Here is a 26,515-nt window from a genome sequence, read left to right on the forward strand (position 1 = left end):
CGCAGCCTGTGGGGGCTGCGCCGGGTGTTTTACTCGATGACCAGGATCGCGTCCATCTCGACCTGCGCACCCTTTGGCAGGGCGGCAACGCCGATGGCGGCGCGGGCTGGATACGGCTGTTCGAAGTACTTGCCCATGATCTCGTTGACCTTGGCGAAGTGGCTCAGGTCGGTGAGGAAGATGTTCAGCTTGACGATGTCCTTGAACGAACCACCGGCTGCTTCAGCCACCGACTTGAGGTTTTCGAAGACCTGTACGGTCTGTGCTTCGAAGCCTTCCACCAGTTCCATGGTCTTCGGGTCCAGCGGGATCTGGCCGGACATGTAGACGGTGTTGCCCGCCTTGATCGCCTGGGAGTAAGTGCCGATGGCGGCAGGGGCTTTATCGCTGGTGATAACGGTCTTGGTCATGAATGACTCCTTGTAATGTGGGTTAGGCGCGCATGCGAGTGATGCGGATCACACCGGTCAAGGCACGCAGTTTCTTGATCACGCGGGCCAGGTGCACGCGGTCGTGTACGCTGACCACCAACTGGACCACGCTGATGCGGCCATCGCGCTCGTCCATGCTGATTTTTTCGATATTGCCGTCGGCTGCGTTGACGCTGCTGGCGAGCAGGGCGATCAGGCCGCGCTGGTGTTCCAGCTCCACCCGCAACTCGACGTTGAATTCGCCGGTGACATCCTTGGCCCACGAGAGCTGGATGCATTTTTCCGGGTTGTGGCGGATTTCGGTGATGTTGCGGCAGTTGTCCAGGTGCACCACCATGCCTTTGCCTGCGGACAAGTGGCCGACAATCGGGTCGCCCGGGATCGGCGTGCAGCACTTGGCGTAGCTGAGCACCAGGCCTTCGGTGCCGCGAATCGCCAGCGGGCCTTCCGGGCTTGGCAACTGTTCGCCTTCGCCGAGCAGGCGGCGGGCGACTACATAGGCCATGCGGTTGCCCAGGCCGATATCTTCCAGCAGGTCCTCGATGGTTTCCTGGCGGTACTCGTGGAGCATCGCTTGCACGCGTTCCTGCGGGATCTTGTCGAGGGCGCTGTCGAAACCGTTGAGCACCTTGTTCAGCAGGCGTTCGCCCAGGCTGATGGACTCGGAGCGGCGCTGCAATTTCAGCGCGTGACGGATGTGCGTGCGCGCCTTGCCGGTGACCACGAAGTTGAGCCACGCCGGGTTCGGGCGTGCGCCCGGGGCGCTGACGATCTCGACCGTGGAGCCACTTTGCAGCGGTTCGGACAGCGGTGCGAGACGACGATTGATCCGGCAGGCGATGCAGCTGTTGCCCACATCGGTGTGCACCGCATAGGCAAAGTCGACCGCCGTGGAGCCCTTGGGCAGCTCCATGATCCGGCCTTTGGGCGTGAACACGTAGACCTCGTCCGGGAACAGGTCGATCTTCACGCTTTCGATAAATTCGAGGGAGTTGCCGGCGCGTTGCTGCATTTCCAGCACGCCTTTGACCCATTGGCGGGCGCGGGCGTGAGTGCCCTTGGGCTGCTCGTCGCCGCTGGACTTGTACAGCCAGTGGGCGGCGATGCCGTTGTTGGCCATCTCTTCCATTTCGCGTGTGCGGATCTGGATCTCGATCGGCACCCCGTGCATGCCAAACAGCGTGGTATGCAGCGACTGATAGCCGTTGGCCTTGGGAATCGCGATGTAATCCTTGAAACGGCCCGGCAGGGGTTTGTACAAATTATGTACAGCGCCCAGCACGCGGTAGCAGGTGTCGACCTTGTCGACGATGATCCGGAACGCGTACACGTCCATGATTTCGTTGAAGGCCCGGCGCTTGCCGCGCATCTTCTTGTAGATGCCGTAGATATGCTTTTGCCGGCCGCTGACCTCGCCTTCGATCTCATCGATTGCCAGGCAATGGCTCAGCGACTCTTCGATCTTGTTGACGATTTCCTTGCGGTTGCCCCGGGCGCGCTTGACTGCCTGGTAGATGCGCGCCGAACGCATCGGGTGCATGGCCTTGAAGCCGAGGTCTTCGAACTCGATACGTATGGCGTGCATGCCCAACCGGTTGGCGATGGGCGCGTAGATTTCCAGGGTTTCCTTGGCAATGCGCCGGCGTTTTTCGCCGGACAGCACTTCCAGCGTGCGCATGTTGTGCAGCCGGTCGGCCAGTTTGACCAGGATCACGCGAATATCGCGGGCCATGGCCATGGCCATCTTCTGGAAGTTTTCCGCCTGGGCCTCGGCCTTGGTCTCGAAGTTCATCTGGGTCAGTTTGCTGACCCCGTCGACCAGTTCGGCCACGGTTTCGCCGAATTGCGCGCTGAGCGCTTCCTTGGCGATGCCGGTGTCTTCGATCACGTCATGCAGCATCGCGGCCATCAGGCTCTGATGGTCCATGTGCATGTCGGCAAGAATGTTTGCCACCGCAAGGGGATGGGTGACATACGCCTCGCCGCTACGGCGGCGTTGGCCGTCGTGGGCTTGTTCGGCGTAGAAATACGCTCGGCGGACCAGGTTGACCTGGTCTGGGCCGAGGTAGGCCGATAAGCGATCGGCGAGGGCGTCTATGCTCGGCAAAGTGTGAACTCCTGCCGTTGGCTGTGACCCCGCGCCGTGCTACGTCGACCAGGCATAGGCTTAGACGGCCTCGTTGGACTCGTCCTCGAACGCTGCAAACAGCGGTTCGTCTTCAACGATTTCAGCGTTGGCGATGAACTCGTAGCTCATCAGGCCTTCGGCGATTTCACGCAGGGCCACAACGGTAGGCTTGTCGTTTTCCCACTGGACCAGGGGCTCTTTGCCGCCAGTGGCCAGTTGACGGGCACGCTTGGTAGAGAGCATGACCAGCTCAAAGCGGTTATCCACGTGTTCTAGGCAGTCTTCAACGGTTACGCGGGCCATGGTATTCCTCGGAGCGAATGCAAGATGCGCGCTGCCCGGTTGGGCGAGCGGACTAAACAGTTTAAAAAATCACCAGCGTTTAGGGAAGCGCTGATTTTTCGCAGGCCCTCGCAAAACCGCTACAAGCGCCAATGTAAAGCCCTTGCAGCGGTTTTGGGAAGAGCCAATCAACCGAGCAGTTCGGCGAGTAATTTGCCGAAACGCTGTTGCTGACGCTTTTGCTGGAGCTGATTGGCGCGGAAAATCGCCTTCAAGTCGTCCAGCGCGTGGGCAAAATCGTCGTTGATGATCAGGTAGTCGTAGTCGACGTAGTGGCTCATTTCGCTGACGGCTTCACGCATGCGGCCTTCGATGATCTCGTCGCTATCCTGGCCGCGGTTGGTCAGGCGCTGATGCAAGGCTTCAAGCGACGGCGGCAGGATAAAGATCGAACGCGCCTTGGGCATCAGTTGGCGCACTTGTTCGGCACCCTGCCAGTCGATTTCCAGGATCAGGTCGTGGCCTTCGTCCAGGGTCTGCTGCAAGTGGCTTTGCGAAGTGCCATAGAGGTTGCCGAACACTTCGGCGCGCTCCAGGAAGTCGCCGTGTTCGATCATCTTGACGAACTCGGTGCGCTCGACGAAGTGATAGTGCACGCCGTTCACCTCGCCCGGGCGCATGGCGCGGGTGGTGTGGGAGACCGAGATGCGGATCTGCTCGTCAGCGTCGGTCAGGGCCTTGACCAGGCTGCTCTTGCCTGCGCCAGAAGGCGCGGAAATGATGTAAAGGGTGCCGGTGCTGTGGGTCATGGAGGTTGCCTTACTCAATATTCTGTACTTGTTCGCGCATCTGCTCGATCAACACCTTGAGGTTGACCGCAGCCGTGGTGCTGCGCGGATCGAAAGCCTTGGAGCCCAGTGTATTGGCTTCGCGGTTGAGTTCCTGCATCAGGAAGTCCAGGCGCCGACCGGCGGCGCCGCCGGACTTGAGCACGCGGCGTACTTCGAGGATGTGGGTGCTCAGGCGGTCCAGTTCTTCGGCCACATCGCTCTTCTGCGCCAGCAGCACCATTTCCTGCTCCAGGCGCACCGGGTCGAGATCGGCCTTCATGTCGGTGAAGCGGTCGAGGACCTTCTGGCGCTGGGTGGCAAGCATCTGCGGGACCAACTCGCGCAGGGTGACCACGTCTTCTTCGATCGAGGTCAGGCGCTCGCTGATCAGGCGGGCCAACTCGGCGCCTTCACGCTCGCGGCCGGCCTTGAGCTCCTTCAAACCCTGATTGAACAGGGCGAGGGCTTCGGCGTTGAGCGCCTGCGGGTCGGTGGCGTCGGCCACCAGCACGCCGGGCCAGGCCAGCACTTCCAGGGGGTTGAGCGCGGCCGGCTGCTTGATCAGACCGGCGATGGTTTCGGCGGCGGCGACCAATTGCGCGGCGCGGTCGCGGTCAACCTGCAGCGGCTTGCCGGTGGTTTCTTCGGTAAAGCGCAGGGTGCATTCCAGCTTGCCGCGGGAAATGCCCTGGCGCAGCGCTTCACGCACAGCGCCTTCGAGGTCGCGGAACGATTCCGGCAGACGCAGATGCGGCTCCAGGTAGCGGCTGTTGACCGAGCGCAATTCCCAGCTCAGGGTGCCTTGTGCGCCGGCTTTTTCGACGCGGGCAAAGGCGGTCATGCTGTGCACCATGGAGGTACCTCGCGTTGCAGCCCTTTAAATGCGGGCTGATGATTGGGAAGGCGCAGGATTGTAGCGCAGTGGGGCGAGTGCGCCCAAACCCGGGCATTCGTAACTGGATTTTTTAGCAGTGCCCCGAATCGGCTCGCGGCTCTATAATGCTCGGCAGTTTTTCGTCCTCAGTACAGGTGTTCCCTATGAAACGTCCAAGTGGTCGCGCTGCCGATCAGCTCCGCTCGATCCGCATCACCCGCAACTACACCAAACACGCCGAGGGATCCGTACTGGTCGAGTTTGGCGATACCAAGGTGATCTGCACCGTCAGCGTCGAAAACGGCGTGCCGCGCTTCCTTAAAGGCCAGGGCCAGGGCTGGCTGACCGCCGAGTACGGCATGCTGCCGCGCGCCACCGGCGAGCGTAATCAGCGTGAAGCCAGCCGTGGCAAGCAAGGCGGCCGCACCCTGGAAATCCAGCGCCTGATCGGCCGTTCACTGCGCGCCGCCCTGGACATGTCCAAGCTGGGCGACGTGACCCTGTACGTCGACTGCGATGTGATCCAGGCTGACGGCGGTACGCGCACTGCCTCCATCACCGGTGCCATGGTGGCCCTGGTTGACGCGCTGAAAGTGATCAAGAAGCGTGGCGGCCTCAAGGGCGGTGACCCGCTCAAGCAAATGATCGCCGCTGTTTCGGTGGGCATGTACCAGGGCGAGCCAGTGCTGGACCTGGACTACCTGGAAGACTCGGCCGCCGAGACCGACCTGAACGTGGTGATGACCAGCACCGGTGGTTTCATCGAAGTGCAAGGCACCGCCGAAGGCGCCCCATTCCAGCCGGCTGAATTGAACGCGATGCTGGCCCTGGCCCAGAAAGGCATGACAGAGATCTTCGAACTGCAGAACGCCGCCCTGGCTGACTGAGCCCGCCTCAAGGAGAAGCGCCATGAATGACAGCAGCCAAATGCCTGTGCCGACGCCTTCCTACGAAGTGCGCCAGGGCGCAATGTTGTGCCATCTCGCGGCGTTTCTGGGTTTCGTGTTCCCCTTCGGCAGCGTCGTGGGGCCACTGATCCTGTGGCAGATGAAGAAAGAAGTGGACCCGTTCATTGATGATCAGGGCAAGGAAGCCCTGAACTTCCAGATCACCGTCGCCATCGCCTGGATCGCTTGCATTGTGCTGGCCTTCGCAGTGATCGGTTTTTTCCTGATGGTTGCCCTGGCAATCGCCACGGTGGTGCTGACCATCATTGGTAGCATCAAGGCCAACAAGGGGATCGCTTACCGCTACCCCTTGACCTGGCGAGTGATCAAATAGTGAACAGGCACAAAAAAACCGACAGCGATGTCGGTTTTTTTGTGCCTGGGAAAAGACCTCAGATGGTCAATGTCCAGTCGTAGTCCACGATCAGCGGCGCGTGCTGCGAGAATCGCGGCTGGCGCGGCAGGCGTGCACTGCGAACGAACCGGCGCAGGCCCGGGGTCAGCAGTTGGTAGTCGAAGCGCCAGCCCAGGTTGAGCATCTCAGCCTGTTCGTTATCCGGCCACCAGCTGTACTGGTCGCCTTCGCGGCTGACTTCGCGCAGGGCATCCACATAGCCCATGTTGCCGACAATCTCGTCCATCCAGGCCCGTTCCGGCGCCAGGAAACCCGGGGATTGCTGGCTGTCGCGCCAGTTCTTGATATCCAGCTTCTGTTGCGCCACGTACAGCGAGCCACAATAAATGTACTCGCGACGTTTGCGTCGCTGTTTATCCAGGTAACGGGCGAAATCGTCCATTAGCTTGAACTTCTGGTTCAAGTCTTCATCGCCGTTCTGCCCCGAAGGAAGCAGCAAGGTCGCGATGCTGACCTTGTCGAAATCGGCTTGCAGGTAGCGCCCGTAGCGGTCGGCTGTCTCGAAGCCGAGGCCGCTGATGACCGCCTTGGGTTGCAACCGCGAATACAAAGCCACGCCACCTTGGGTGGGCACTTCGGCATCGCAGGCATAAAGGAAGTAGCCATCCAGTTGGAAGGCTGGGTCGTCCAGTTCAAAGGCGGAGGCGCGGGTATCCTGCAGGCAGATGACGTCGGCATTCTGGGCTTGCAGCCAACTGAGCAAACCACGCTCGACTGCAGCCTGAATACCATTAACGTTCACACTGATGATCCGCATAAATGGCCCCAAAAATCGCGTGCGTGTATGATACACGCCGTCTACCTAATTAGCTAAATCCGTGGTATCTGAGGCTTTTTTCATGCAGGCGTATCAACGCGATTTCATTCGTTTTGCCATCGATCGCGGGGTTTTGCGCTTCGGTGAGTTCACCCTCAAGTCAGGGCGCACCAGCCCGTACTTCTTCAATGCGGGCCTGTTCAACTCGGGATCGGCCCTGGCTCAGCTGGGTCGTTTCTATGCGGCTGCCATCGTTGAAAGCGGTATTTCCTTCGATGTGCTGTTTGGCCCGGCCTACAAGGGTATTCCCCTGGCGGCCGCGACCGCCGCGGCGCTGGCTGAGCATCACGGGCAGGACCTGCCTTGGTGCTTTAACCGTAAAGAGGCCAAGGCCCACGGTGAAGGCGGCAGCCTGGTCGGGGCTCCACTCAAGGGCGACGTGCTGATCATCGACGACGTGATCACCGCCGGCACCGCTATCCGCGAAGTCATGCAGATCATCGCTTCCCAGGACGGCGCCAAGGCCGCTGGCGTGCTCATCGCGCTGAACCGCCAGGAGCGTGGCAACGGTGAGTTGTCGGCCATCCAGGAAGTGGAGCGCGATTTCGGCATTCCAGTCGTGAGCATCGTGTCGTTGAACCAGGTGTTGCAGTTCCTGGAAGATGATCCGCAGCTCAAGCAGCACCTGCCAGCGGTGAAGGCGTATCGCGAGCAGTTCGGCGTTCAGTAATCACAATAAAAAAGGCCCCGTTCCATTCAATTGATCGGGGCCTTTTTTTAGCTCGTGTTTCGGGGTGCTGCTACTCCCGCAGTCGCAAGGCGCGCAATAAAGCGTCAACCTGCCCGAAAGCGTCTTGTTGCCATTGGTCCGGTGTGCGATCTCCGAGTATTTGGCTGTCTTCGACGAATCGCCTTACGGCAGTTGGGCCATAGCCTTCGGCGATATCAAACTTTTCGCCGATGAACTGAAACCCTTGTTCTCCACTCCCGGTTTCCAGTACTGATCGACATTCCTCTGCAAGCGCTTGCATGCCACCGGGGAAATTACGGACGCAGTAGTAGATGTCATATGCGTCCTTCTGTTTGTGCCTTCCGTTCAGGGCGTACCCCTTCATCGCCAGCAGGGCGGGGATCGAGCACACCGCGACCTCGACACGATTTCTGCCACCCGTAGGCATGGAGCCTTCAATGGCAACCATTTGATAGAAGCGCATCGCCAAGTCCGCACCGTCAGCGCGTTGAACTGCAAAGTCGTTGAGAATGGGAGGTTTGTTTTGGATGATTTCGGCGTCGCGCGGCATCAAGAAGTCCACGATCACATCTATCGCCGATCCACCGTCTTGTACGGGAACCTGGCGAACGAGCTGGAATCGCCGCAGTTCTCCTCTTTGTTCGTACCCATTACCCATCAGTGCCTCAATCAACGTCGCGTACTCGCCATCACCGAGAGCCTCTGCGGCCAAGCTCAAATCGACATCGAGGGTTCCAACGTGCTGCATATCGTCGTTCGCCAGCAGGAGCCAGGGCACCGCTCCACCGATCACTGCAAACTTGCCTTTGAAGGAACCAAGGATCTGACCGATCTCGACTAATACCGCCTTCACGGCAGCTGTCGTTCTGTCGTCATAATCTGAGGCGGATTGAGGTTCTTGAGGGATTAACGAGACCATGTCAGTTTTTCCTGTCGTAGATATTCGGCGGCTTCCTTTCCGCGCTCTCCCGCAACCGATAGATCCAAATATGTCTGAACTGGGCTGGTGCACAGGGCACCCGGTGCGGGTTCAACGGCGTCCAGTAGGAGTCCTTCGTCGTTGGGTAAAGTGATGACAACGTTCTCTCCCTTTGATGCAGGAACCAACTGTAGTGCTTTAACCAGTCTCTCTAGCCCTTCAATGTCGGCATAAAAGTAAGTCGTGCTGATGCGGGCATAGGGCGCGAGCCATTGAGCGGCAGAAAAGGATGAAAAAAGTGCGTGTCCGCCGCTCCTTTCTTCAATAGCGATGCGCGCGGCATTTTCCAATGCGCTGCCATGTAAGGTGGTATAGAAGCCTTTACGCTCTCCTGATGGAGGCGCGTATGCTTCGGCCCATGCATCCAGGAGCGCTTTAGGATCGGATAGACATACGCCGTCGTTTGTCACTCTTGCCCATTCTCGATTCAGTAGTGCTGTGCGGACATTGCTGACTTGTCCCAGGCTCACCCCGGCGGCCTCGCACAGTTCTACCACCCGCCAGGCTCGGCCCGGATCCCGAAGCATTGTGCGTATGATCTGCGCTGATTTCGGTTTGAAGAAAGACTTAAGCTCCCTGTGCTCCGAGAGCGGCTTGTCAGCTACTTGGTGATCAATGAATACACCATCGAACGAGATCCAGGCATTACCTTCCAGGTCCAGATATCCCACACCCTTTTCCCGACACAGTTGTCTTGCTACGGGTGAAAGATAGGGTGCTACCACAATAGGCGTAGCCTCTGGCCTTTGCTCGCTCACGTAGTCGCGAAGCTGAAGTATGGCCGTGTTTATGAATCGTGGCTGGCCGTTTGCTTTTACCTCGCACACCAGAGGGCGTGATTTTCCTGATGCGTTAATCTCGATAATGAAGTCGGGAGTCCAGCCTTTTGAAGGAGGCATAGATTTGAGGCTTTTAATCTCGAGAATCGGTACCTTGCTCAGGAGGCTTCGCAGCGCATCTCTGGAGTGAATTTCAAATTCTTTCATTATTTTGGCCCTTTTCAGCGAATGTTGAAAATAGCTATTGCAATGAAAAAAGTCGAGAAATTTCACCGTTTATAAGGTTTTCAGTGAATGTTGAAATATCAACTAATACTGAAAAACTTCAGCAGCGCGTTCGTGATCATCGTTGTAGGCTGCGTTTCCATTGCGCATAAAAAACCGCAGACTCTACTTTGCCTAACGAAGATTCCGTACACGGGTACGTATGTCGTCGGCGCCGTAAGAAACTGCGGTTTTTTAGTGTTTTATAAATCAGGGACGCTTGCGATTACTGATCAGCGTACCCATGCCGGTATCCGTGAAGATCTCCAGCAGTACCGCATTCGGCACTCGACCATCGATGATCAACGAGCTACCCACCCCGCCTTGCACCGCTTCCAGCGCGCAGCGGATCTTCGGCAGCATGCCGCCGTAGATGGTGCCGTCGGCGATCAGGTCGTCCACCTGTTGGGTCGTCAGGCCGGTCAGGACTTTGTCCTGCTTGTCCATCAGGCCGGCGATGTTGGTCAGCAGCATCAGCTTTTCAGCCTTCAGCGCTTCGGCCACCTTGCCGGCCACCAGGTCGGCGTTGATGTTGTAGGACTCGCCATTGGCGCCCACGCCGATCGGCGCGATCACCGGGATGAAGTCGCCCTTGACCAGCAGGTTCAGCAGGTCGGTGTTCACGCCAACCACTTCGCCCACCTGGCCGATGTCGATGATTTCCGGCTGGGTCATCTCCGGTGTCTGACGGGTCACCGTCAGCTTTTTCGCGCGGATCAGCTCCGCGTCCTTGCCGGTCAGGCCGATGGCGCTGCCGCCATGGCGGTTGATCAGGTTGACGATGTCCTTGTTGACCTGGCCGCCGAGGACCATCTCCACCACGTCCATGGTCTGCGCGTCAGTGACGCGCATGCCATCGATGAAGTGACTCTCGATCGACAGGCGCTTGAGCAGGTCGCCGATTTGCGGGCCGCCGCCGTGCACCACCACCGGGTTGATCCCCACGGCTTTCATCAACACGATGTCGCGGGCAAAGCCGGTTTTCAGCTCGTCGCTTTCCATGGCATTGCCTCCGTACTTGATCACCAGCGTCTTGCCGACGTAGCGTCGGATGTAAGGCAACGCTTCGGACAGGACCTTGGCAGTGTTGGCAGCGGCTTCGCGTTCGAGGGTCATTCAGGGCTCCGGTAAAAAATCAGAACGGTAATTGGAGATCAGGGGCAACACGTTTCAACTGGGCGTGGAACACGTCCTTGATGCGCTGCAACTCAGCCTCGGTATCCGCCTCGAAACGCAGGACCAGCACCGGTGTGGTGTTGGACGCGCGGACCAGGCCCCAGCCTTTGGCGTAATCGACTCGCACACCATCAATGGTGGTCAGGTTGGCGCCTTCGCCCCATTGCGCATCTTGCAGTGCGTCAATGATGCTGAATTTGCTCTCCTCGGTCACATGGATATTGATCTCTGGCGTCGAAATATCGTTCGGGAAGGTCTGAAACAGCTCCTGGGCCGTGGATTTTTCCTTGCTGAGGATCTCCAGTAGGCGAGCGGCGCTGTAAATACCGTCGTCAAAGCCGAACCAGCGTTCCTTGAAGAACACGTGGCCGCTCATTTCGCCGGCCAACAGGGCGCCGGTTTCCTTCATTTTCTTTTTGATCAACGAATGACCGGTCTTCCACATTAGCGGGCGGCCGCCGTATTCCTTGATCAGCGGGGTGAGGCGGCGAGTGCACTTCACGTCGAAGATGATCTCGGCGTTGGCATTGCGCGCCACCACGTCGCGGGCGAACAGCATCAGCAGGCGATCGGCGAATACGTTCTCGCCGGTGTTGGTCACCACACCCACGCGGTCGCCGTCGCCGTCGAAGGCCAGACCCACGTCAGCCCCGGTTTCTTTGACCTTGGCGATCAGGTCCACCAGGTTCTCCGGCTTGCCTGGGTCTGGGTGGTGGTTGGGAAAGTTGCCGTCGACCTCGCAGAACAGCGGGATCACTTCGCAGTTCAGGGCTTCGAGCAACTGCGGGGCGATCACGCCGGCTGCGCCGTTGCCGCAGTCCACCACCACTTTCAGGCGGCGCGCGAGTTTCACGTCGCCGGTGATTTGGTCAGAGTAGCGCTGCAGGATATCGACTTTGGTGACGGTACCCTTGCCGCTGGTCAGGTCGTTGTTCTTCAGACGGTCGTGCAGGGCCTGGATCTGTTCGTTGGCCAGGGTGTCGCCGGCGATGACGATCTTGAAACCGTTGTAGTCGGACGGGTTGTGGCTGCCGGTGAGCATCACCCCGGACTTGCCGGCCAGTACGTTGGCCGCGTAGTACAGTGCCGGCGTCGGCACCAGGCCCACGTCACTCACATGGCAACCGCTGTCGGCCAGGCCCTGGATCAGTTGCTCAACCAGCTCCGGGCCGGACAGGCGACCGTCACGGCCGACCGACACGTTTGGCTCGTCCTGGGCCAGGCTCTGTGCGCCGATGGCGCGGCCAATCCAGTAGGCGGTTTCGGCAGTCAGGGTCTTTGGCACCACGCCACGGATGTCATAGGCGCGGAAAATGCTGTCGGGGAATGTCGGGGCTACTCGGGCTGCGGTACTCATCGCGGGGGGAAACTCCATCTGAAGGGGGCAAGGCTGGCCTTAATGTGGCTGACCGGCAGGCTCAAACTGAAGGGTATGACGGTGTTTTCGGCAGAGAGTTCGTGGTGCAAAAGTGCCATCGGCGTGCTGGCGCTGCTTTTCTTTCTGCTTAATGCTTTGATTTCAATAGGGAAATCTCGCTGATAAGGTCCGCGCATTCTTCGTCCTGAAAAGCCTTGCGGTGGCGTCGAGCCGGGCAAAGGCGCCCGGCCGGATTCAGCTTAGTCAGTGACTGCCGGAATGCCCAAAACCGCCTGCGCCGCGTTGGGTTTCATCAAACTCCTGTACCAGTTCGAAGTGCGCCTGCACCACTGGCACCAGTACCAACTGGGCAATGCGTTCGCCGACAGCGATGTTGAACGCGGTCTGGCCACGGTTCCAGCACGACACCATCAATTCGCCCTGGTAGTCCGAGTCGATCAGGCCGACCAGGTTGCCCAGCACGATGCCGTGTTTGTGGCCCAGGCCCGAGCGCGGCAGGATCAGCGCCGCCAGGCCAGGATCGCCTACGTAGATCGACAAGCCGGTCGGAATAAGAATGGTCTGGCCCGGTTCAAGGACAGTGTCTTGCTTGAGCATGGCGCGCAGGTCGAGGCCTGCGGAGCCTGGGGTGGCGTAGGCCGGCAGTGGGAATTCGTTGCCGATGCGTGAATCGAGGATCTTGGCTTGCAAAGCGTGCATGGAAATTAAACCTGGTTCAGCCGTTGGGCGATAAAAGAGATCAGTTGGCGGGCAATCTTGCCCTTGCTGGTCTGGGCGAAAAGGGTGGCGTGCAGGTCGCGGTCGATCACGCTGCAGGCGTTTTCCTCGCTGTTGAAGCCGATGCTCGGGTTGGCGACATCATTGGCAACGATCAGGTCGAGGTTTTTGTCTTTCAATTTGCGTGCGGCGTAGTCCAGCAAGTGCTCGGTCTCGGCGGCGAAGCCGACACTGAACGGACGGTCCGGACGCGTGGCGATGGTGGCCAGGATGTCCGGGTTGCGCACCATTTGCAGGAGCAGGCCGTCACCGCTCGTAGGGTCTTTCTTGAGCTTTTGCGGGGCGACGACTTCCGGGCGGTAGTCCGCAACCGCCGCCGAGGCGATGAACAGGTCGCACGGAATGGCTGCCTCACAGGCCGCCAGCATGTCGCGGGCGCTGACCACGTCGATTCGCGTGACCCGATCCGGGGTCGGCAAATGCACCGGACCGGTGATCAGGGTGACGCGTGCGCCTGCCTCGACCGCCGCTTCAGCCAGGGCAAAGCCCATTTTTCCTGAGCTATGGTTGGTGATGTAGCGCACCGGGTCGATGTTTTCCTGGGTCGGGCCGGCAGTGATCAACACGTGCTTGCCAGTGAGGGCCAGGTGCTGAAAGCACTCGGCGGCGCACAGCGCCAGGTCGGTGGCTTCAAGCATGCGGCCCATGCCAACGTCGCCGCAGGCCTGGCTGCCGGATGCCGGGCCGAACACCTTGAGGCCTCGGCTTTGCAGAAGCTGGGTGTTGGCCTGGGTCGCAGGGTCGCGCCACATGGCCTGGTTCATGGCCGGGGCGATGGCGACAGTGGCGTCGGTGGCCAGTACCAGAGTGGTCAGCAGGTCATCGGCGATGCCTTGGGCCAGGCGCGCGATCAGGTCGGCGGTGGCCGGAGCGATCAGCACCAGGTCGGCCCATTTGGCCAGTTCGATGTGCCCCATGGCGGCTTCGGCCGCAGGGTCCAGGAGATCCAGGTGAACCGGGTGCCCGGACAAGGCCTGCATGGTCAGCGGGGTAATGAACTCATTACCACCGCGCGTCATGACCACGCGCACTTCGGCGCCCTGGTCCAGGAGCCTGCGGACCAGCTCTGCGCTCTTGTAGGCGGCAATGCCGCCGCCAACGCCGAGAACGATGCGTTTCCGATACAGACGCTGCATTGGTTTGCCTTTCCAGTTCAGTGTTGCCAGTTCAATGACGCCTGCGATGCCCCCTCCCCAGGGGAAATCGCCTGCAAAAAAGAGGGCCTACGATAACACAGCGTCCGCAAGGCAACAGCGGCACGCATGGCATACAGGGAGAGGGAGGAGGGATGAGTATTCGTGATTGGCCGGCGGCAGAGCGGCCGCGAGAGAAGCTTTTGGAGTGGGGGGCGGCGAGTCTGTCGGATGCCGAGTTGCTGGCGATCTTCCTGCGTACCGGGGTTTCCGGCAGGAGCGCGGTGGACCTGGCGCGCCATCTGCTGGCGCAATTCGGCGGCTTGCGCCCGTTGCTGGAGGCCAGCCAGACGCTGTTCAGCCAGCAATTGGGCCTGGGGCCGGCGAAGTTTGCCCAGTTGCAGGCGGTGTTGGAAATGGCCAAGCGTCATATGGCCGAGCGCCTGCGACACGACTCGGTGCTGGAAAGTCCGGTGGCGGTGCGCGATTACCTCAAGGCCATGTTGCGCCATGAGCCCCACGAGATATTCGGCTGTCTGTTCCTTGATTCAAGGCACAGGGTGCTGGGTTTTGAGGCGTTGTCCCAAGGCACCATCGACGCGGCGATGGTGTATCCCCGGCAAGTGGTCAAACGCGCATTGGCCTACAACGCGGCGGCGTTGATCCTGTGCCACAACCATCCTTCCGGGAGCCTGGAGCCGAGCGCCGCTGATCGAAAATTGACCAAATTGCTGCAGAAGGCCTTGGAGGTGGTGGATGTGCGGGTACTGGATCACATCATTGTGGGGGATGGAGATCCGTTGTCGATGGCGGAGTATGGGTGGATGTAGGCGGGAAGCAGCTGCAAGCCTCAAGCGGGCTTGCAGCTTTCAGCTCAGGGCTTGACGCTGACTTTCGAGAAATCCTGGCGGCCGAACGGGCTCACCTGGTAGCCCTCGACAGTCTTGCGGGCCAGGGCGAACGCCGTCGGGTGCGCCAGCGGCAACCACAAGGCCTGCTGCTGGATCTGTGCCTGGGCCTGCTGGTACAGCTTGCTGCGCACACCTTGCTCGCTGGTGGTCTTGCCAGCGCTGATCAGCTTGTCCAACGCAGGGTCGCAGTAGCGGGCGAAGTTGGTACCCGACTTTACCGCCGCGCAGGAAAACTGCGGGGTCAGGAAGTTATCCGGGTCGCCGTTGTCACCGGCCCAGCCCATGAATAGCAGGTCGTGTTCGCCGGCTTTGGCGCGGCGGATCAACTCGCCCCATTCGATCACGCGGATCTCGGCCTGGATGCCGACCTTGGCCAGGTCAGCCTGCAGCAGTTGTGCACCAAGGTTCGGGTTGGGGTTCAGCAGGCTGCCGGTGGGGCGGGTCCAGAGGGTGGTCTTGAAGCCGTCCTTGAGTCCGGCGCGGTCGAGCAGCACCTTGGCCTTGGCGAGATCCTGTGGATAACCCGGCAGGTCCTTTGCGTAGCTCCAGGTGTTCGGCGGATAAGGACCGTTGGCGGCCTCGGCGGTGCCTTCAAACACGGCTTTGAGGTAGCTGCCCTTGTCGAACGCCAGGTTGATCGCCTGGCGGACTTCTGGCTTGTCCAGGGGCGGGTGCTGGCTGTTGATGGCCACGAAGGCGGTCATGAAGGCCGCGGTCTTCTCCACCTTGAGCGCCGGGTCCTTTTCGGCCTCGCCTACGTCCAGCGGCTTGGGTGACAGCGCAATCTGGCACTCATCGCGGTGCAGCTTCTGCAGGCGTACGTTGGCGTCGGGAGTGATGGCGAAGATCAAGTTATCCACAGCCGGTTTGCCGGCGAAGTAGTCCGGGTTGGCCTTGTAGCGCACCACGGCATCTTTCTGGAAACGGCTGAAGATAAACGGTCCAGTGCCGATCGGCTGGCTGTTGAGCTTCTCCGGCGTGCCGGCCTTGAGCAGTTTGTCGGCATATTCCGCCGGGTAGATCGACGCGAACCCCATGCTCAACGCGGCGAGGAAGGTGGAGTCGGCGTGATCCAGGGTGAAACGCACGGTCAGTGGGTCGAGAGCGTCGATCTTTTTTACCAGCGTCGGCAGTTGCAGCGACTGAGCGTGAGGGAAGCCGCTCTGGGCGATCTTGTGCCAGGGGTTGGCCGGGTCGAGCATGCGCTCGAAGCTGAAGCGCACGTCTTCTGCGCTCAGGGTGCGGCTTGGGGTGAAGTACTCGGTGCGGTGGAACTTCACATCCGGGTGCAGCTTGAAGGTATAGGTCAGGCCATCCGGCGAGACGTTCCAGCTGTCCGCCAGGCTGGGCACCAGTTGGCCTCTGGTCGCGTCATAGTCCACCAGGCGGTTCATCAGCACATCGGCCGAGGCGTTGGTGGTGGTCAGCGAGTTGTATTGCACCACATCGAACCCTTCGGGGCTGGCCTCGGTGCAGACGCTCAAGTTGCTGGCGGCCGAGGCCAGCGGGGCGATAAATAGAGGGGCTAGCAATAACGGTAGGGCAGCGAGGCGCATGTTCGGTTTCCTTTGCAGATCGAAGGCCCATCTGCGAGTGCAGTCTGGAAAAGTCCTACCGTAGTGGTCTGATAGGTAAATGACTAGCCCATTTTTGCCTGTGCTTTTGCGCCAAATGCTGTTTTGATGGCGTCTCGGCGCGTTTCGTCGTGCACTTCACTGTGCCCGCGCGCGCTGTAAATCATTCTGTGCGACGAGCGGTCGGCTGTGACAGCGGCCCCTCCTGGCAACGGTTCAGGCGTCTGCCGCCAAGATTTACGCCAGTAAAAACACGCGGGCTGTTGTTGCACTGGGGTCTTTCTGGTATAAAGCAGCGCTCTTTTCTAGGGGCCCGGTTCCTTCGCTTGTAGGTGTAGCCGGTAAGACCCTAAAGAAACGCGGCGCCTGGCGCCAAATGACTGAGAGATTAAGCGGCCAACCCATGCCGGGTTGGGCATGTGGTTTTAGAGGGCTGAGGCATGTCGAGAGTCTGTCAAGTTACCGGTAAGGGTCCGGTGACTGGGAATAACATTTCCCACGCAAATAACAAAACCCGTCGTCGTTTCCTGCCGAACCTGCAGCATCACCGCTTCTGGGTTGAAGAAGAGAAACGTTTCGTCCGTCTGCGCGTATCTGCCAAAGGCATGCGCATCATCGACAAGCGTGGCATCACTGTCGTGCTGGCTGAATTGCGCCGCGCTGGCACAATCTAAGGAGCTATATCATGCGTGAATTGATTCGAATGATCTCTAGCGCCGGTACTGGTCACTTCTACACTACCGACAAGAACAAGCGTACTACCCCGGACAAGCTCGAAAAGAAAATGTTCGACCCGCGCGTTCGCAAGCACGTGATCTACAAAGAAGGCAAAATCAAGTAATTGATTTTCCTCCTGAAAAAAAGCCCGTATCTCATGATCCGGGCTTTTTTTTGCCTGTTGATTTGGCTGATCAGGCTTTCTGTTCGAACACCACGTAGATCTTGCGGCACGCCTCCAGCACTTCCCAAGTGCCGCTGAAGCCGGCGGGAATCACGAATCGGTCGCCAGCGCGCAAGGTCTTGGCATTGCCGTCGGCGTCACGCAGCACGGATACACCTTGCACAATCTCGCAGTACTCATGTTCGGTGTAATTGACCGTCCACTGTCCGACTTCACCTTCCCACACGCCCGCGCTCATCTGGCCGCAGGGGCTGTTGTAGTGGTTGTAGATCGTTTGCTCGGGATCGCCCTTGAGGATTTTCTCGGCGGCAGGGCGGTAGCGCTCGGCGGCGGTCTTGGCTTGGCTGAAGTCGACGATGTCCTGGATGCTCATGTGCGTGTCCCGTCTGGCCTGCGGTTGGAGAGCCCAAAGTCTATGTTTATTAAAATGAACATCGCAAGGGCGTTTGCCGGCGTTATGTCAAATATATTGAAACACCCCCAGCCGCTGGTTTAGGGTGGCAGCTGCCTTGCGCCGAACCATTGGCTGGCGGGCAAGAATTCTTTAAGGCTGCCGTGGGACATCCCATGGCCCTTGTATTCAATAAGAGGAGGACACTCGCATGACCACCCTGACCCGTGCCGACTGGGAACAACGTGCCAAGGATCTGAAGATCGAAGGCCGCGCCTACATCAATGGCGAGTACACCGCCGCTGTTTCCGGTGACACCTTCGAATGCATCAGCCCGGTCGATGGTCGCCTGCTGGCCACCGTTGCCAGCTGTGACGCCGCCGACGCCCAGCGCGCCGTCGAAAACGCCCGCGCCACCTTCAACTCCGGCGTGTGGTCACGCCTGGCGCCGGCCAAGCGCAAATCTGCCATGATCCGTTTCGCCGCGTTGCTCAAGGCCAATGCCGAAGAGCTGGCGCTGCTCGAAACCCTGGACATGGGCAAGCCGATCAGCGACTCCCTGAACATCGACGTGCCCGGCGCGGCGAATGCCCTGAGCTGGAGCGGCGAAGCGATCGACAAGATCTACGACGAAGTCGCCGCGACCCCGCATGACCAATTGGGCCTGGTGACGCGCGAGCCGGTTGGCGTGGTTGGCGCTATCGTGCCGTGGAACTTCCCGCTGATGATGGCCTGTTGGAAACTGGGCCCTGCGCTGTCCACCGGCAACTCGGTGATCCTCAAGCCGTCCGAAAAATCCCCGCTGACCGCCATCCGCATTGCGGCCCTGGCCGTGGAAGCCGGTATTCCAAAAGGCGTGTTCAACGTACTGCCGGGCTATGGTCATACCGTGGGTAATGCGCTGGCGTTGCACATGGATGTCGACACCCTGGTGTTCACCGGTTCCACCAAGATCGCCAAGCAACTGTTGATCCGCTCTGGTGAGTCGAACATGAAGCGCGTCTGGCTGGAAGCCGGCGGCAAGAGCCCGAACATCGTGTTCGCCGATGCCCCGGACCTGCAAGCCGCCGCAGAATCCGCCGCCGGCGCCATCGCCTTCAACCAGGGGGAGGTCTGCACCGCCGGTTCGCGCCTGCTGGTGGAGCGTTCCATCAAGGACAAATTCCTGCCGCTGGTGATCGATGCCCTCAAGGGCTGGAAGCCAGGCAACCCGCTGGACCCGGCAACCAATGTGGGCGCACTGGTGGACACCCAGCAGATGAACACTGTGCTGTCGTACATCGAAGCGGGTCACGCAGATGGCGCCAAGTTGGTCGCCGGCGGCAAGCGGACCCTGGAAGAAACCGGTGGCACCTATGTTGAACCGACGATTTTCGACGGTGTGACCAATGCCATGAAGATCGCCCAGGAAGAAATCTTCGGCCCGGTCTTGTCGGTGATCACCTTCGACAGCGCCGAGGAAGCAATTGCCATCGCCAACGACACCCAATACGGCCTGGCCGCAGCGGTGTGGACGGCGGACATCTCCAAGGCCCACCTGACTGCCAAGGCGCTGCGTGCCGGTAGCGTGTGGGTCAACCAGTACGATGGCGGCGACATGACTGCACCGTTTGGTGGCTTCAAGCAGTCGGGCAACGGTCGCGACAAGTCGCTGCATGCGTTCGACAAATACACCGAGCTGAAGGCCACCTGGATCAAGCTCTAAGCAACACCGCAGGCTAAATGTGGGAGGGGGCTTGCCCCCGATAGCAGTGTGTCAGGCGCCAGCGGTGCTCACTGATCCACCGCAATCGGGGGCAAGCCCCCTCCCACACTGTTTTGTGTGTTTTCAAGAATTATCCACAGGAGCGTGGAAATGCGTTGGGCGACTTATTTCGCCGTCCTGGCCTCGGTGCTCAGCGTCGGCCTGGCCCTGGGCGTCAGCATGCCGCTGGTGTCCCTGCGCCTCGAAAGCTGGGGCTACGGCAGTTTCGCTATCGGCGTGATGGCAGCGATGCCGGCCTTTGGCGTGTTGCTCGGCGCGAAGGTCTCCAGTCGCCTGGCCTCATGGCTTGGCACCGCCAACCTCATGCGCCTGTGCCTGTGGGCGGGTGCGGTGTCCATCGGCCTGCTGGCGATCCTGCCCAGCTACCCGGTGTGGCTGGTGTTGCGCCTGATGATCGGCGTGATCCTGACCATCGTGTTTATTCTCGGCGAGAGTTGGATCAACCAGTTGGTGGTGGAGCAGTGGCGTGGCCGGCTGGTGGCGTTGTACGGCTGCAGCTATGCCTTGAGCCAGCTGTCGGGGCCGCTGCTGTTGGGCCTGATCGGCACCGAGCATGACTACGGTTTCTGGGTGGGCGTCGGCCTGTTGATGGTCGCGCCGCTGTTGCTGCTGGGGCGCTCCGGTGCACCGAGCGCCGAGTCCTTCAGCGTGACCTTCGCGCAACTGTGGCGCTTCTGCCGGAGCCTGCCGGCGATTGCCTGGGCGGTTGCGCTGTTTGCTGCGTTCGAGGCGATGATCCTGACATTGTTGCCGGTGTACTGCCTGCAACAAGGGTTCACCGCCGAGATCGCCTTGGCCATGGTCAGCACGGTGGTGGTTGGCGACGCGTTACTGCAATTGCCCATCGGTGCACTGGCCGACTACTTGCCTCGGCGCACGTTGTTCCTGGGGTGTGCGCTGCTGTTGCTGGTGTCGAGCCTGGCGATTCCCCTATTGATGCACACACCAATGATCTGGCCGATCTGGGTCGTGTTCGGCGCGAGTGCCGGCGGCTTGTTCACCCTGTCGTTGATCCTGATCGGCGAGCGTTACCGCGACGACGCGCTGGTGCGCGCCAATGCCCACGTGGCGCAGTTGTGGGGTATTGGCTGCCTGATCGGCCCGCTGGTGGCGGGGGCGGGTAGCCAGTGGATCAGCGGGCATGCGTTGCCGCTGCTGATGGCAGCGGGTGCGCTGGGCCTGGTGATGTTGCTGCTGCGCCAGGGTGCATTCGGCGCGGCACAGCCGGCCTAGAGCATGCGCTCAAGGCCGACGCTGGTGGCAAACCACGCATTGAACCGTCGCCACCAGCTCCCCGGCTCGCGGGTCAGGGTGTGCAACTGGCCGTTGTCTTCGGTCACCCACACCACTTGGCCGTCCTGCAATTTCGCTTCATAGCTCAGGGGCGGCGCCATGCCTTGCAGTGCAAGGTTGCGCACGTGTTCCGCCAGCTCGGGGCTGTCGACCAGCACACCGACTTCGGTGTTCCACAGTACCGAGCGTGGGTCGAAGTTGAACGAGCCGATAAAGGATTTCTCCCGATCAAAGATCATCGCCTTGCTGTGCAGGCTGGAATCCGAGCCCCGGAAGGCGCCTCGGCGAAACAGGTGCGGGCCACTGCCGCCGCCATCCCCGGGCTGGCGGCGCAACTCATAGAGCTTGACCCCATGCTCCAGCAGCGCCTTGCGGTACGGCGCATAACCCCCGTGCACCGCGGGCACGTCGGTGGCTTCCAGGGAGTTGGTCAGCAGGCTCACCGACACGCCCGCATCGGCACGCCCCGTCAGGTACACCAGGCCTGGCTGTCCCGGCACGAAGTACGCCGAAATCATCATCAGTTCGTGATTGACCCCTTCCAGTTCCGGCGCCAGTTGCGTGGTGAGCAGCAACCTGGGGTCAGGGTCCTCCTTGGCCAGCACCTTGCTCGGCGCATCCCACAGCGCCTGGTTCCAGGCCCAGATCAGCTCGCGGCGCCAGGTGTCCATGCGGGGTTGGGTCTGGTAGGTGCGCAGGCGGTTGTACAGTGCGTGGTTCTGCTGGCGTGACTCGGCCAGGGACGCTTCCAGGCGTACGCGCGCGGCGGCCAGGTCACCCTTGGACGGTGCGTTGGAGACGAAATCATCGATGGGCTTGCTCAGTGCGCTGTTCCAGTACTGGTCGAAACTGTGGCCCAGTTGCTCGGCCACCGGGCCGACGCTGAGCATGTCGATATCGGTGAAGTTCAGGTTGGGCTCGGCATCGAAATACTCATCCCCCAGGTTACGCCCGCCAACGATGGCCACGCTATTGTCCGCCAGCCACAGCTTGTTGTGCATGCGTCGATGTTGCAGCGACAGGTTGAACAAGCGGCCCATGGCCCGCGTTACGCCGGTGCTGCGCCCGAGGTGCAGCGGGTTGAACAGGCGGATCTCGATTTTGGGATGGGCGGCGAGGGTGGCGATGATCTGGTCCAGGCCGTCGCTGGTTGTGTCATCCAGCAAGATGCGCACACGTACGCCACGGTCGGCGGCCTTGAGCAGTTCGTCCACCAGCATGCGGGTGCTGATGCCGTCGTGCACGATGTAGTACTGCAGGTCGAGGCTGGTCTGGGCGTTGCGGATCAGCTCGGCACGGGCCATGAATGCCTCGCTGCTGTTGGGCAGCAGGCGAAAGCCCGAGCGCCCTTGATAGGGCGCGGCCTGGGCCTGGATCGAGCGGCCGAACGATGACTGTGCGGCGGGCAGGGCGTCACTGGGGACGCGTGGCGTGCTCACGCTGGCGCAGCCGCCCAGGATCAGGGCTCCCAGCAGGCAAAACGGTAATAGCCGTTGAATCATCAAGGGAGCGGCTTCCAGATCAGGGCGGTTGTCGATATATGACGGCAATTTCCCGTGAAAGGTCAGTCGGCCGTGTCTGCCAGCATCTTGATCGCCGCAGCCCCGACCTTGCGCACGGCTTCTTCAATCTGCGCGGTTGGCTTGGCAGCGTAGTTCATGCGCAGGCAGTTCCTGTACTTGCCCGACGCCGAGAAGATGCTGCCTACGGCCACCTGGACGCCTTGTTCTACCAGGACACGGTTGAGCTTCAGCGTATCAAAGCCTTCCGGCAGTTCGATCCACAGCATGAAGCTGCCTTGAGGGCGGCTGGCGCGAGTGCCTGTGGGGAAGTAGCGGCTGACCCAATCGAGCATCAAGTCGCGATTGCGCTGGTATTGGGTACGCATCCTCCGCAAATGCGGTTCGAAGTGACCACCTTTGAGGAATTCCGCAATCGCGATTTGCGGCTGCGTGGCGGTGCTGCCAGTGCTGATGTATTTCATGTGCAGCACTCGCTCCAGGTAACGTCCGGGCGCTACCCAGCCGATGCGCAGGCCGGGCGCCAGGGTCTTCGAGAACGAGCTGCACAGCAGGACGCGTCCGTCTTCGTCGAAAGACTTGATGGTGCGCGGGCGCGGGTAGCTGAAGGCCAGTTCGCCGTAGACATCGTCTTCAATGATCGCCACGTCAAAGCGCTGCGCCAAGGTGAGCAATGCCCGCTTGCGCGCCTCCGGCATGATGTAGCCCAGGGGGTTGTTGCAGTTGGGGGTCAGTTGGATGACTTTGATCGGCCACTGTTCCAGCGCCAGCTCCAAGGCTTCGAGGCTGATGCCGGTGATCGGGTCGGTGGGGATTTCCAGGGCTTTCATGCCCAGGCCCTTGAGGGTCTGCATGGCGCCGTGAAAGCTCGGTGAGTCCACCGCAACGATATCGCCCGGCTCACAGATAGCATGGATGCTGGCGGACAGCGCCTCATGGCAGCCGGTGGTGATCACGATGTCCTCGGCCGTCAGCTGGCAGCCGGAATCCAGGGACAGGCGCGCAATCTGTTCGCGCAGTTCCATACAGCCCAGGATGTTGTCGTAATACAGCCCCGGCAAATCCTGGCGGCGACTCACGCGGGCCAGGCTGCGCAGCAGGGGCTTGAGGGTGGGCGACAATACATCCGGCATGCCGCGGCCCATCTGTATGACATCCTTGCGCGGCGTTGCGCGTATCAATTCCAGCACTTGGTCCCATTGGGAAATTTCTACGGGGCGCTGAGCCGGACGACCGACTTCCGGCAGGGCCGGCAACTCGCGGCCCACCGGAACAAAGTAGCCGGATTTCGGCTTGGGCATCGCCAGACCGTTGTCCTCCAGCAAGCGATAGGCCTGCTGCACGGTGCTCAAACTGACCCCGTGTTCCACGCTCAAGGCCCGTACGGAAGGCAGTCGATCCCCGGGGCGATAGAAGCCTTGTTCGATGCGGGTGCCCAGCAATTCGGCGAGGTTCATGTACAGGGTCATGGCGGTCGCTCCAGAGGGACCATTACAGATAGGCAGAAAATACAGGATTCAGCGGTATATAGGCAGTATCTGTATGGATTTAATAAAGGTGGGTTGAATCTGTAATGGTTTTGGCTGCGCGCTCATGCTGGTCACTCAAGGCAACAAGCAACTGAGGGGCAGCAAAATGAACGGCATGGGGGATGTGCGGCTGGCGTTACACAGTCAGGAACTGGTGGCTGGGCAGGAGCGGGCGACGGCGCGGCGCGATATCAGTCGCTGGTGTCTGTTCTGGCACCGTCGCCATACGCGCAAAGCTTTACTGCACCTGACCCGCGAGCAATTGCGCGATATCGGGCTGACCGCCGAGCAGGCGCGCCACGAAGGCCTGAAACCGTTCTGGCGCGATTGATCAGACCAGCTCTTTGAGGCGGTGCCAGAGCATTCCCAGCGCCAACAGCGGCGAGCGCAGGTGCCTGCCGCCGGGGAAGGTGATGTGCGGCACCTGGGCGAACAGGTCGAAGCGCCCGTGTTGCTGGCCGTTGATGGCTTCGGCCAGCAACTTGCCCGCCAGGTGCGTGGCGTTGAGGCCATGGCCGGCGTAGGCCTGGGCGTAATACACGTTGGGCTGGTCGGCCAGGCGGCCTATCTGCGGCAGACGGTTGGCGCCGATGCCGATCATGCCGCCCCATTGGAAGTCGATGTTTACATCGGCCAGTTGTGGGAACACCTGCAGCATCTTCGGGCGCATATAGGCGCCGATGTCCTTCGGGTCGCGACCGGAATAATGACAGGCACCGCCGAACAGCAGGCGGCGGTCGGCGGACAGCCGGAAGTAGTCCACCGTGACACGCTGGTCGCACACCGCCATGTTCTGCGGCAGCAGGTTGGCGGCCTGGGCTTCGCCCAACGGTTCGGTGGCGATGATGTAGCTGCCGGCAGGCAACACTTTGCCGCTGAGGTGCGGGTTGAGGCCGTTGAGGTAGGCATTGCAGGCCAGCACCAGGGTCTTGGCGCGCACGTTGCCTTGGGCGGTGTATACGTTGACTTCGGGGCCGTAGTCGATGCGCGTCACTTCGGACTGCTCGAACAGCTTCACGCCCGATTGCTGCGCGGCGGCGGCTTCGCCGAGGGCCAGGTTCAGCGGGTGCAGGTGGCCGGAGCCCATGTCGATCATGCCGCCCACGTAGCGCTCGGAGCCGATGACGCTGCCCATTTCGTTGGCTTGCAGCAGGCGTATGTCGTGACGATAGCCGAGGCTGCGCAGTTCTTCGGCATCTTCGGCCAGGCCGTGCAGGTCGCGGGGTTTGTTGGCGAGGTCGCAGTAGCCCCAGGTCAGGTCGCAGGGGATTTGGTAGCGCGCGACGCGCTCACGCACAATCTCCACCGCTTCCAGGCCCATCAACTTCATCTGGCGTACGCCCTCGGTGCCGATCACGCTGGCGAACTGGTCCAGGCCATGGCCGACACCGCGAATCAGTTGGCCGCCGTTACGCCCGCTGGCGCCCCAGGCGATCTTGCGCGCTTCCAGCAACACTACGCTGAAACCGCGTTCGGCCAGCTCCAGCGCGCTGTTCAGCCCGGAAAAACCGCCGCCGACCACGCACACATCCGCCGTCAGTTCGCCGGTCAATACCGGGTAATCAGTTTGCGGCACGCTGCTGGCGGCGTAGTAGGAAGCGGTATGCCGGGCGCTGGCAGTCATGGGGAGCATCCCTGTTTGGAAAATTTGACGCAGGATACAGCGGTCGGACGAAGCTGTCTGCGCGGGGCGTTTTGCGGCAGAATCCACGCCTATTCGCCGTTCGGTACGTGTTTCGATGAGTTGCAACAGTCAGAAAATCAGTGCGCTGCGCCGGCAGATTCCTTCGTTCGAGTGCGTCCCCGGTTGCCATGACTGCTGTGGGCCGGTGACCACCTCGCCCGAGGAAATGTCGCGCCTGCCGCGCAAGACCGCCGCCGAGCAGGACGCGGCCATGGAGGAGCTGAACTGCGTGCACCTGGGGCCGAACGGCTGCACGGTGTACGACGAGCGCCCGTTGATCTGCCGGCTGTTCGGCACCACCAAGACCTTGCCGTGTCCGAATGGGCGGCGCCCGGTGGAGCTGATTCATCCACGGGTGGAGAAGCAGATCCACGAGTACATGGCGAGCACCCGGCAGGTGCTGGTTTAGCGGTTTTACACCGTCCAAATGTGGGAGGGGGCAAGCCCCCTCCCACATGTTGACCCGAGTGTGTCAGGTCAGTCCGGGATCGGCAGGTTCAGGCTCTCTTTCACCTCTTCCATCACGATATAGCTCTTGGACTCCCGCACATGGGGCAGCTTGAGCAGGATGTCGCCGAGCAATTTGCGGTACGACGCCATCTCGGATATCCGCGCTTTCACCAGGTAGTCGAAGTCGCCAGAAACCAGGTGGCACTCGAGCACATGGGGCAGTTTCAGCACCGCGCGGCGGAATTCCTCGAAGGTGTCGCCGGACTTGTAATCCAGGCTGATCTCGACAAATACCAGCAAACTGCCCTTCAAATGCTGGGGGTTGAGCCGCGCGTTGTAGCCCATGATGATCCCTTCACGCTCCAGCCGCCGCACACGCTCGGTACAGGGCGTGGTCGACAGCCCGACCTTTTCCCCCAGCTCCGTAAACGAAATGCGCCCGTCGGTTTGCAGGATGCGCAGGATGTTGCGGTCGATCTTGTCCAGCTCCCGCTTGGTCTGGGTGTTGGTACGCATAGGGGATACGCCTCTGTGAAAAGGGTTTTTGCCGAGAATTGTCGCCAAATATAGGCAGTTATATAGTGAAATGCACTGGT

28 protein-coding genes and 1 pseudogene are annotated in these 26,515 nt (G+C 60.7%); 10 read left to right on the forward strand and 19 right to left on the reverse strand.

Annotated elements, in window-relative coordinates:
• Positions 1–29: 29 nt before the first annotated feature.
• From BMX59_RS05250 to BMX59_RS05270, 5 genes are all read right to left on the reverse strand, one after another.
• Positions 30–410 carry a RidA family protein gene (locus tag BMX59_RS05250; RefSeq protein WP_003176922.1) on the reverse strand — a complete coding sequence of 127 codons (381 nt, stop codon included), beginning with the start codon at positions 408–410 and terminating at the stop codon, positions 30–32.
• Between the two features lie 22 nt (positions 411–432).
• Entirely contained in the window at positions 433–2,538 is a 2,106-nt protein-coding gene (spoT, locus tag BMX59_RS05255) for a bifunctional GTP diphosphokinase/guanosine-3',5'-bis pyrophosphate 3'-pyrophosphohydrolase (protein ID WP_058424246.1), read from the reverse strand.
• 60 nt (positions 2,539–2,598) lie between these two features.
• Positions 2,599–2,862, reverse strand: coding sequence for a DNA-directed RNA polymerase subunit omega (rpoZ, locus tag BMX59_RS05260; RefSeq protein ID WP_003176920.1), 264 nt, complete (start codon positions 2,860–2,862; stop codon positions 2,599–2,601).
• A gap of 167 nt (positions 2,863–3,029) precedes the next feature.
• The gene (gene gmk, locus BMX59_RS05265) at positions 3,030–3,650 is read right to left on the reverse strand and encodes a guanylate kinase (RefSeq protein ID WP_003213284.1); all 621 of its coding nucleotides are present in this window, start codon (positions 3,648–3,650) and stop codon (positions 3,030–3,032) included.
• Positions 3,651–3,660: 10 nt separating this feature from the next.
• Positions 3,661–4,524 (reverse strand): YicC/YloC family endoribonuclease, encoded by an 864-nt coding sequence (locus tag BMX59_RS05270; RefSeq protein ID WP_093120383.1) that lies wholly within the window; start codon positions 4,522–4,524, stop codon positions 3,661–3,663.
• Between the two features lie 185 nt (positions 4,525–4,709).
• On the opposite strand from BMX59_RS05270, the gene rph reads away from it, so the two are divergent.
• Together rph and BMX59_RS05280 are read left to right on the forward strand one after the other, a co-directional pair.
• A complete protein-coding gene (gene rph, locus BMX59_RS05275) occupies positions 4,710–5,432 on the forward strand; it encodes a ribonuclease PH (RefSeq protein ID WP_016975928.1) in 723 nt (240 codons plus the stop codon).
• A gap of 22 nt (positions 5,433–5,454) precedes the next feature.
• A complete protein-coding gene (locus tag BMX59_RS05280) occupies positions 5,455–5,826 on the forward strand; it encodes a DUF4870 domain-containing protein (protein WP_071488075.1) in 372 nt (123 codons plus the stop codon).
• 58 nt (positions 5,827–5,884) lie between these two features.
• Here BMX59_RS05280 and BMX59_RS05285 read toward each other — a convergent pair whose 3' ends face one another.
• Positions 5,885–6,664, reverse strand: a complete 780-nt coding sequence (locus BMX59_RS05285; RefSeq protein WP_003195493.1) for an exodeoxyribonuclease III — start codon at positions 6,662–6,664, stop codon at positions 5,885–5,887.
• Between the two features lie 82 nt (positions 6,665–6,746).
• On the opposite strand from BMX59_RS05285, the gene pyrE reads away from it, so the two are divergent.
• A complete protein-coding gene (pyrE, locus tag BMX59_RS05290) occupies positions 6,747–7,394 on the forward strand; it encodes an orotate phosphoribosyltransferase (protein WP_093120386.1) in 648 nt (215 codons plus the stop codon).
• Positions 7,395–7,464: 70 nt separating this feature from the next.
• Here pyrE and BMX59_RS05295 read toward each other — a convergent pair whose 3' ends face one another.
• From BMX59_RS05295 to coaBC, 7 genes and pseudogenes are all read right to left on the reverse strand, one after another.
• On the reverse strand, positions 7,465–8,334 hold the full coding sequence (locus tag BMX59_RS05295) for a hypothetical protein (RefSeq protein WP_092241672.1): 870 nt from the start codon (positions 8,332–8,334) through the stop codon (positions 7,465–7,467).
• Positions 8,322–9,446 (reverse strand): type IV toxin-antitoxin system AbiEi family antitoxin, encoded by a 1,125-nt coding sequence (locus BMX59_RS05300; protein WP_256572934.1) that lies wholly within the window; start codon positions 9,444–9,446, stop codon positions 8,322–8,324. The genes BMX59_RS05295 and BMX59_RS05300 overlap by 13 nt, the downstream gene beginning before the upstream one ends.
• 201 nt (positions 9,447–9,647) lie before the next feature.
• A complete protein-coding gene (argB, locus tag BMX59_RS05305; protein ID WP_093120393.1) occupies positions 9,648–10,553 on the reverse strand; it encodes an acetylglutamate kinase in 906 nt (301 codons plus the stop codon).
• Positions 10,554–10,572: 19 nt separating this feature from the next.
• Positions 10,573–11,994: pseudogene (locus BMX59_RS05310) on the reverse strand (phosphomannomutase/phosphoglucomutase); the annotation flags it as partial.
• Positions 11,967–12,167: a hypothetical protein gene (locus BMX59_RS05315; RefSeq protein ID WP_083351513.1), complete on the reverse strand. Its 201-nt coding sequence runs from the start codon at positions 12,165–12,167 to the stop codon at positions 11,967–11,969. The gene BMX59_RS05315 and the pseudogene BMX59_RS05310, both read right to left, overlap by 28 nt.
• A gap of 67 nt (positions 12,168–12,234) precedes the next feature.
• Positions 12,235–12,690, reverse strand: a complete 456-nt coding sequence (gene dut / locus BMX59_RS05320; RefSeq protein ID WP_093120397.1) for a dUTP diphosphatase — start codon at positions 12,688–12,690, stop codon at positions 12,235–12,237.
• Positions 12,691–12,695: 5 nt separating this feature from the next.
• Complete coding sequence (gene coaBC, locus BMX59_RS05325) at positions 12,696–13,904, reverse strand: bifunctional phosphopantothenoylcysteine decarboxylase/phosphopantothenate--cysteine ligase CoaBC (RefSeq protein ID WP_093120400.1); 1,209 nt, start codon at positions 13,902–13,904, stop codon at positions 12,696–12,698.
• A 152-nt stretch (positions 13,905–14,056) separates the two neighbouring features.
• Here coaBC and radC point away from each other — a divergent pair, with 152 nt between their 5' ends.
• Positions 14,057–14,731, forward strand: coding sequence for a RadC family protein (radC, locus tag BMX59_RS05330; protein ID WP_092241676.1), 675 nt, complete (start codon positions 14,057–14,059; stop codon positions 14,729–14,731).
• A gap of 44 nt (positions 14,732–14,775) precedes the next feature.
• Here the strand turns inward: radC and BMX59_RS05335 are convergent, their stop codons facing one another.
• On the reverse strand, positions 14,776–16,368 hold the full coding sequence (locus BMX59_RS05335; protein WP_093120404.1) for an ABC transporter substrate-binding protein: 1,593 nt from the start codon (positions 16,366–16,368) through the stop codon (positions 14,776–14,778).
• Between the two features lie 458 nt (positions 16,369–16,826).
• Between BMX59_RS05335 and rpmB the strand changes: the two genes are divergently transcribed.
• Both rpmB and rpmG read left to right on the forward strand, forming a co-directional pair.
• Complete coding sequence (gene rpmB, locus BMX59_RS05340; RefSeq protein WP_010207494.1) at positions 16,827–17,060, forward strand: 50S ribosomal protein L28; 234 nt, start codon at positions 16,827–16,829, stop codon at positions 17,058–17,060.
• An 11-nt stretch (positions 17,061–17,071) separates the two neighbouring features.
• Positions 17,072–17,227: a 50S ribosomal protein L33 gene (gene rpmG / locus BMX59_RS05345; protein ID WP_003176906.1), complete on the forward strand. Its 156-nt coding sequence runs from the start codon at positions 17,072–17,074 to the stop codon at positions 17,225–17,227.
• Positions 17,228–17,297: 70 nt separating this feature from the next.
• Here the strand turns inward: rpmG and BMX59_RS05350 are convergent, their stop codons facing one another.
• Positions 17,298–17,660: a cupin domain-containing protein gene (locus tag BMX59_RS05350; protein ID WP_092241680.1), complete on the reverse strand. Its 363-nt coding sequence runs from the start codon at positions 17,658–17,660 to the stop codon at positions 17,298–17,300.
• A 229-nt stretch (positions 17,661–17,889) separates the two neighbouring features.
• Between BMX59_RS05350 and BMX59_RS05355 the strand changes: the two genes are divergently transcribed.
• Together BMX59_RS05355 and BMX59_RS05360 are read left to right on the forward strand one after the other, a co-directional pair.
• Complete coding sequence (locus tag BMX59_RS05355) at positions 17,890–19,383, forward strand: aldehyde dehydrogenase (protein ID WP_071488069.1); 1,494 nt, start codon at positions 17,890–17,892, stop codon at positions 19,381–19,383.
• A 150-nt stretch (positions 19,384–19,533) separates the two neighbouring features.
• Positions 19,534–20,676, forward strand: coding sequence for an MFS transporter (locus BMX59_RS05360; RefSeq protein ID WP_092241682.1), 1,143 nt, complete (start codon positions 19,534–19,536; stop codon positions 20,674–20,676).
• Here the strand turns inward: BMX59_RS05360 and BMX59_RS05365 are convergent.
• Together BMX59_RS05365 and BMX59_RS05370 are read right to left on the reverse strand one after the other, a co-directional pair.
• Positions 20,673–22,238, reverse strand: coding sequence for a phospholipase D family protein (locus BMX59_RS05365; RefSeq protein ID WP_093120408.1), 1,566 nt, complete (start codon positions 22,236–22,238; stop codon positions 20,673–20,675). The genes BMX59_RS05360 and BMX59_RS05365 overlap by 4 nt on opposite strands.
• A gap of 62 nt (positions 22,239–22,300) precedes the next feature.
• Positions 22,301–23,725 carry an aminotransferase-like domain-containing protein gene (locus tag BMX59_RS05370; RefSeq protein WP_092241686.1) on the reverse strand — a complete coding sequence of 475 codons (1,425 nt, stop codon included), beginning with the start codon at positions 23,723–23,725 and terminating at the stop codon, positions 22,301–22,303.
• A 166-nt stretch (positions 23,726–23,891) separates the two neighbouring features.
• Between BMX59_RS05370 and BMX59_RS05375 the strand changes: the two genes are divergently transcribed.
• Positions 23,892–24,116 carry a DUF1127 domain-containing protein gene (locus tag BMX59_RS05375; protein WP_093120900.1) on the forward strand — a complete coding sequence of 75 codons (225 nt, stop codon included), beginning with the start codon at positions 23,892–23,894 and terminating at the stop codon, positions 24,114–24,116.
• On the opposite strand, the gene BMX59_RS05380 is transcribed toward BMX59_RS05375, so the two are convergent.
• Complete coding sequence (locus BMX59_RS05380; RefSeq protein ID WP_093120412.1) at positions 24,117–25,409, reverse strand: NAD(P)/FAD-dependent oxidoreductase; 1,293 nt, start codon at positions 25,407–25,409, stop codon at positions 24,117–24,119.
• 115 nt (positions 25,410–25,524) lie between these two features.
• On the opposite strand from BMX59_RS05380, the gene BMX59_RS05385 reads away from it, so the two are divergent.
• Positions 25,525–25,878 (forward strand): YkgJ family cysteine cluster protein, encoded by a 354-nt coding sequence (locus BMX59_RS05385; protein WP_092241690.1) that lies wholly within the window; start codon positions 25,525–25,527, stop codon positions 25,876–25,878.
• Positions 25,879–25,946: 68 nt separating this feature from the next.
• Here BMX59_RS05385 and BMX59_RS05390 read toward each other — a convergent pair whose 3' ends face one another.
• Entirely contained in the window at positions 25,947–26,435 is a 489-nt protein-coding gene (locus BMX59_RS05390) for an Lrp/AsnC ligand binding domain-containing protein (RefSeq protein WP_003176896.1), read from the reverse strand.
• Positions 26,436–26,515: the final 80 nt, after the last annotated feature.

This window comes from Pseudomonas sp. NFR09, assembly GCF_900111535.1.
Classification (GTDB): Bacteria; Pseudomonadota; Gammaproteobacteria; order Pseudomonadales; family Pseudomonadaceae; genus Aquipseudomonas; species Aquipseudomonas extremorientalis.

Excerpts from the sequence above, each read along its gene's own strand:
- BMX59_RS05250 (WP_003176922.1), bottom strand. The coding sequence starts at position 410 with ATGACCAAGACCGTTATCACCAGCGATAAAGCCCCTGCCGCCATCGGC.
- rpoZ (WP_003176920.1), bottom strand. The coding sequence starts at position 2,862 with ATGGCCCGCGTAACCGTTGAAGACTGCCTAGAACACGTGGATAACCGC.
- gmk (WP_003213284.1), bottom strand. The coding sequence starts at position 3,650 with ATGACCCACAGCACCGGCACCCTTTACATCATTTCCGCGCCTTCTGGC.
- BMX59_RS05270 (WP_093120383.1), bottom strand. The coding sequence starts at position 4,524 with ATGGTGCACAGCATGACCGCCTTTGCCCGCGTCGAAAAAGCCGGCGCA.
- rph (WP_016975928.1), top strand. The coding sequence starts at position 4,710 with ATGAAACGTCCAAGTGGTCGCGCTGCCGATCAGCTCCGCTCGATCCGC.
- BMX59_RS05280 (WP_071488075.1), top strand. The coding sequence starts at position 5,455 with ATGAATGACAGCAGCCAAATGCCTGTGCCGACGCCTTCCTACGAAGTG.
- BMX59_RS05285 (WP_003195493.1), bottom strand. The coding sequence starts at position 6,664 with ATGCGGATCATCAGTGTGAACGTTAATGGTATTCAGGCTGCAGTCGAG.
- pyrE (WP_093120386.1), top strand. The coding sequence starts at position 6,747 with ATGCAGGCGTATCAACGCGATTTCATTCGTTTTGCCATCGATCGCGGG.
- BMX59_RS05295 (WP_092241672.1), bottom strand. The coding sequence starts at position 8,334 with ATGGTCTCGTTAATCCCTCAAGAACCTCAATCCGCCTCAGATTATGAC.
- argB (WP_093120393.1), bottom strand. The coding sequence starts at position 10,553 with ATGACCCTCGAACGCGAAGCCGCTGCCAACACTGCCAAGGTCCTGTCC.
- BMX59_RS05315 (WP_083351513.1), bottom strand. The coding sequence starts at position 12,167 with ATGCGCGGACCTTATCAGCGAGATTTCCCTATTGAAATCAAAGCATTA.
- dut (WP_093120397.1), bottom strand. The coding sequence starts at position 12,690 with ATGCACGCTTTGCAAGCCAAGATCCTCGATTCACGCATCGGCAACGAA.
- coaBC (WP_093120400.1), bottom strand. The coding sequence starts at position 13,904 with ATGCAGCGTCTGTATCGGAAACGCATCGTTCTCGGCGTTGGCGGCGGC.
- radC (WP_092241676.1), top strand. The coding sequence starts at position 14,057 with ATGAGTATTCGTGATTGGCCGGCGGCAGAGCGGCCGCGAGAGAAGCTT.
- BMX59_RS05335 (WP_093120404.1), bottom strand. The coding sequence starts at position 16,368 with ATGCGCCTCGCTGCCCTACCGTTATTGCTAGCCCCTCTATTTATCGCC.
- rpmB (WP_010207494.1), top strand. The coding sequence starts at position 16,827 with ATGTCGAGAGTCTGTCAAGTTACCGGTAAGGGTCCGGTGACTGGGAAT.
- rpmG (WP_003176906.1), top strand. The coding sequence starts at position 17,072 with ATGCGTGAATTGATTCGAATGATCTCTAGCGCCGGTACTGGTCACTTC.
- BMX59_RS05350 (WP_092241680.1), bottom strand. The coding sequence starts at position 17,660 with ATGAGCATCCAGGACATCGTCGACTTCAGCCAAGCCAAGACCGCCGCC.
- BMX59_RS05355 (WP_071488069.1), top strand. The coding sequence starts at position 17,890 with ATGACCACCCTGACCCGTGCCGACTGGGAACAACGTGCCAAGGATCTG.
- BMX59_RS05360 (WP_092241682.1), top strand. The coding sequence starts at position 19,534 with ATGCGTTGGGCGACTTATTTCGCCGTCCTGGCCTCGGTGCTCAGCGTC.
- BMX59_RS05365 (WP_093120408.1), bottom strand. The coding sequence starts at position 22,238 with ATGATTCAACGGCTATTACCGTTTTGCCTGCTGGGAGCCCTGATCCTG.
- BMX59_RS05370 (WP_092241686.1), bottom strand. The coding sequence starts at position 23,725 with ATGACCCTGTACATGAACCTCGCCGAATTGCTGGGCACCCGCATCGAA.
- BMX59_RS05375 (WP_093120900.1), top strand. The coding sequence starts at position 23,892 with ATGAACGGCATGGGGGATGTGCGGCTGGCGTTACACAGTCAGGAACTG.
- BMX59_RS05380 (WP_093120412.1), bottom strand. The coding sequence starts at position 25,409 with ATGACTGCCAGCGCCCGGCATACCGCTTCCTACTACGCCGCCAGCAGC.
- BMX59_RS05385 (WP_092241690.1), top strand. The coding sequence starts at position 25,525 with ATGAGTTGCAACAGTCAGAAAATCAGTGCGCTGCGCCGGCAGATTCCT.
- BMX59_RS05390 (WP_003176896.1), bottom strand. The coding sequence starts at position 26,435 with ATGCGTACCAACACCCAGACCAAGCGGGAGCTGGACAAGATCGACCGC.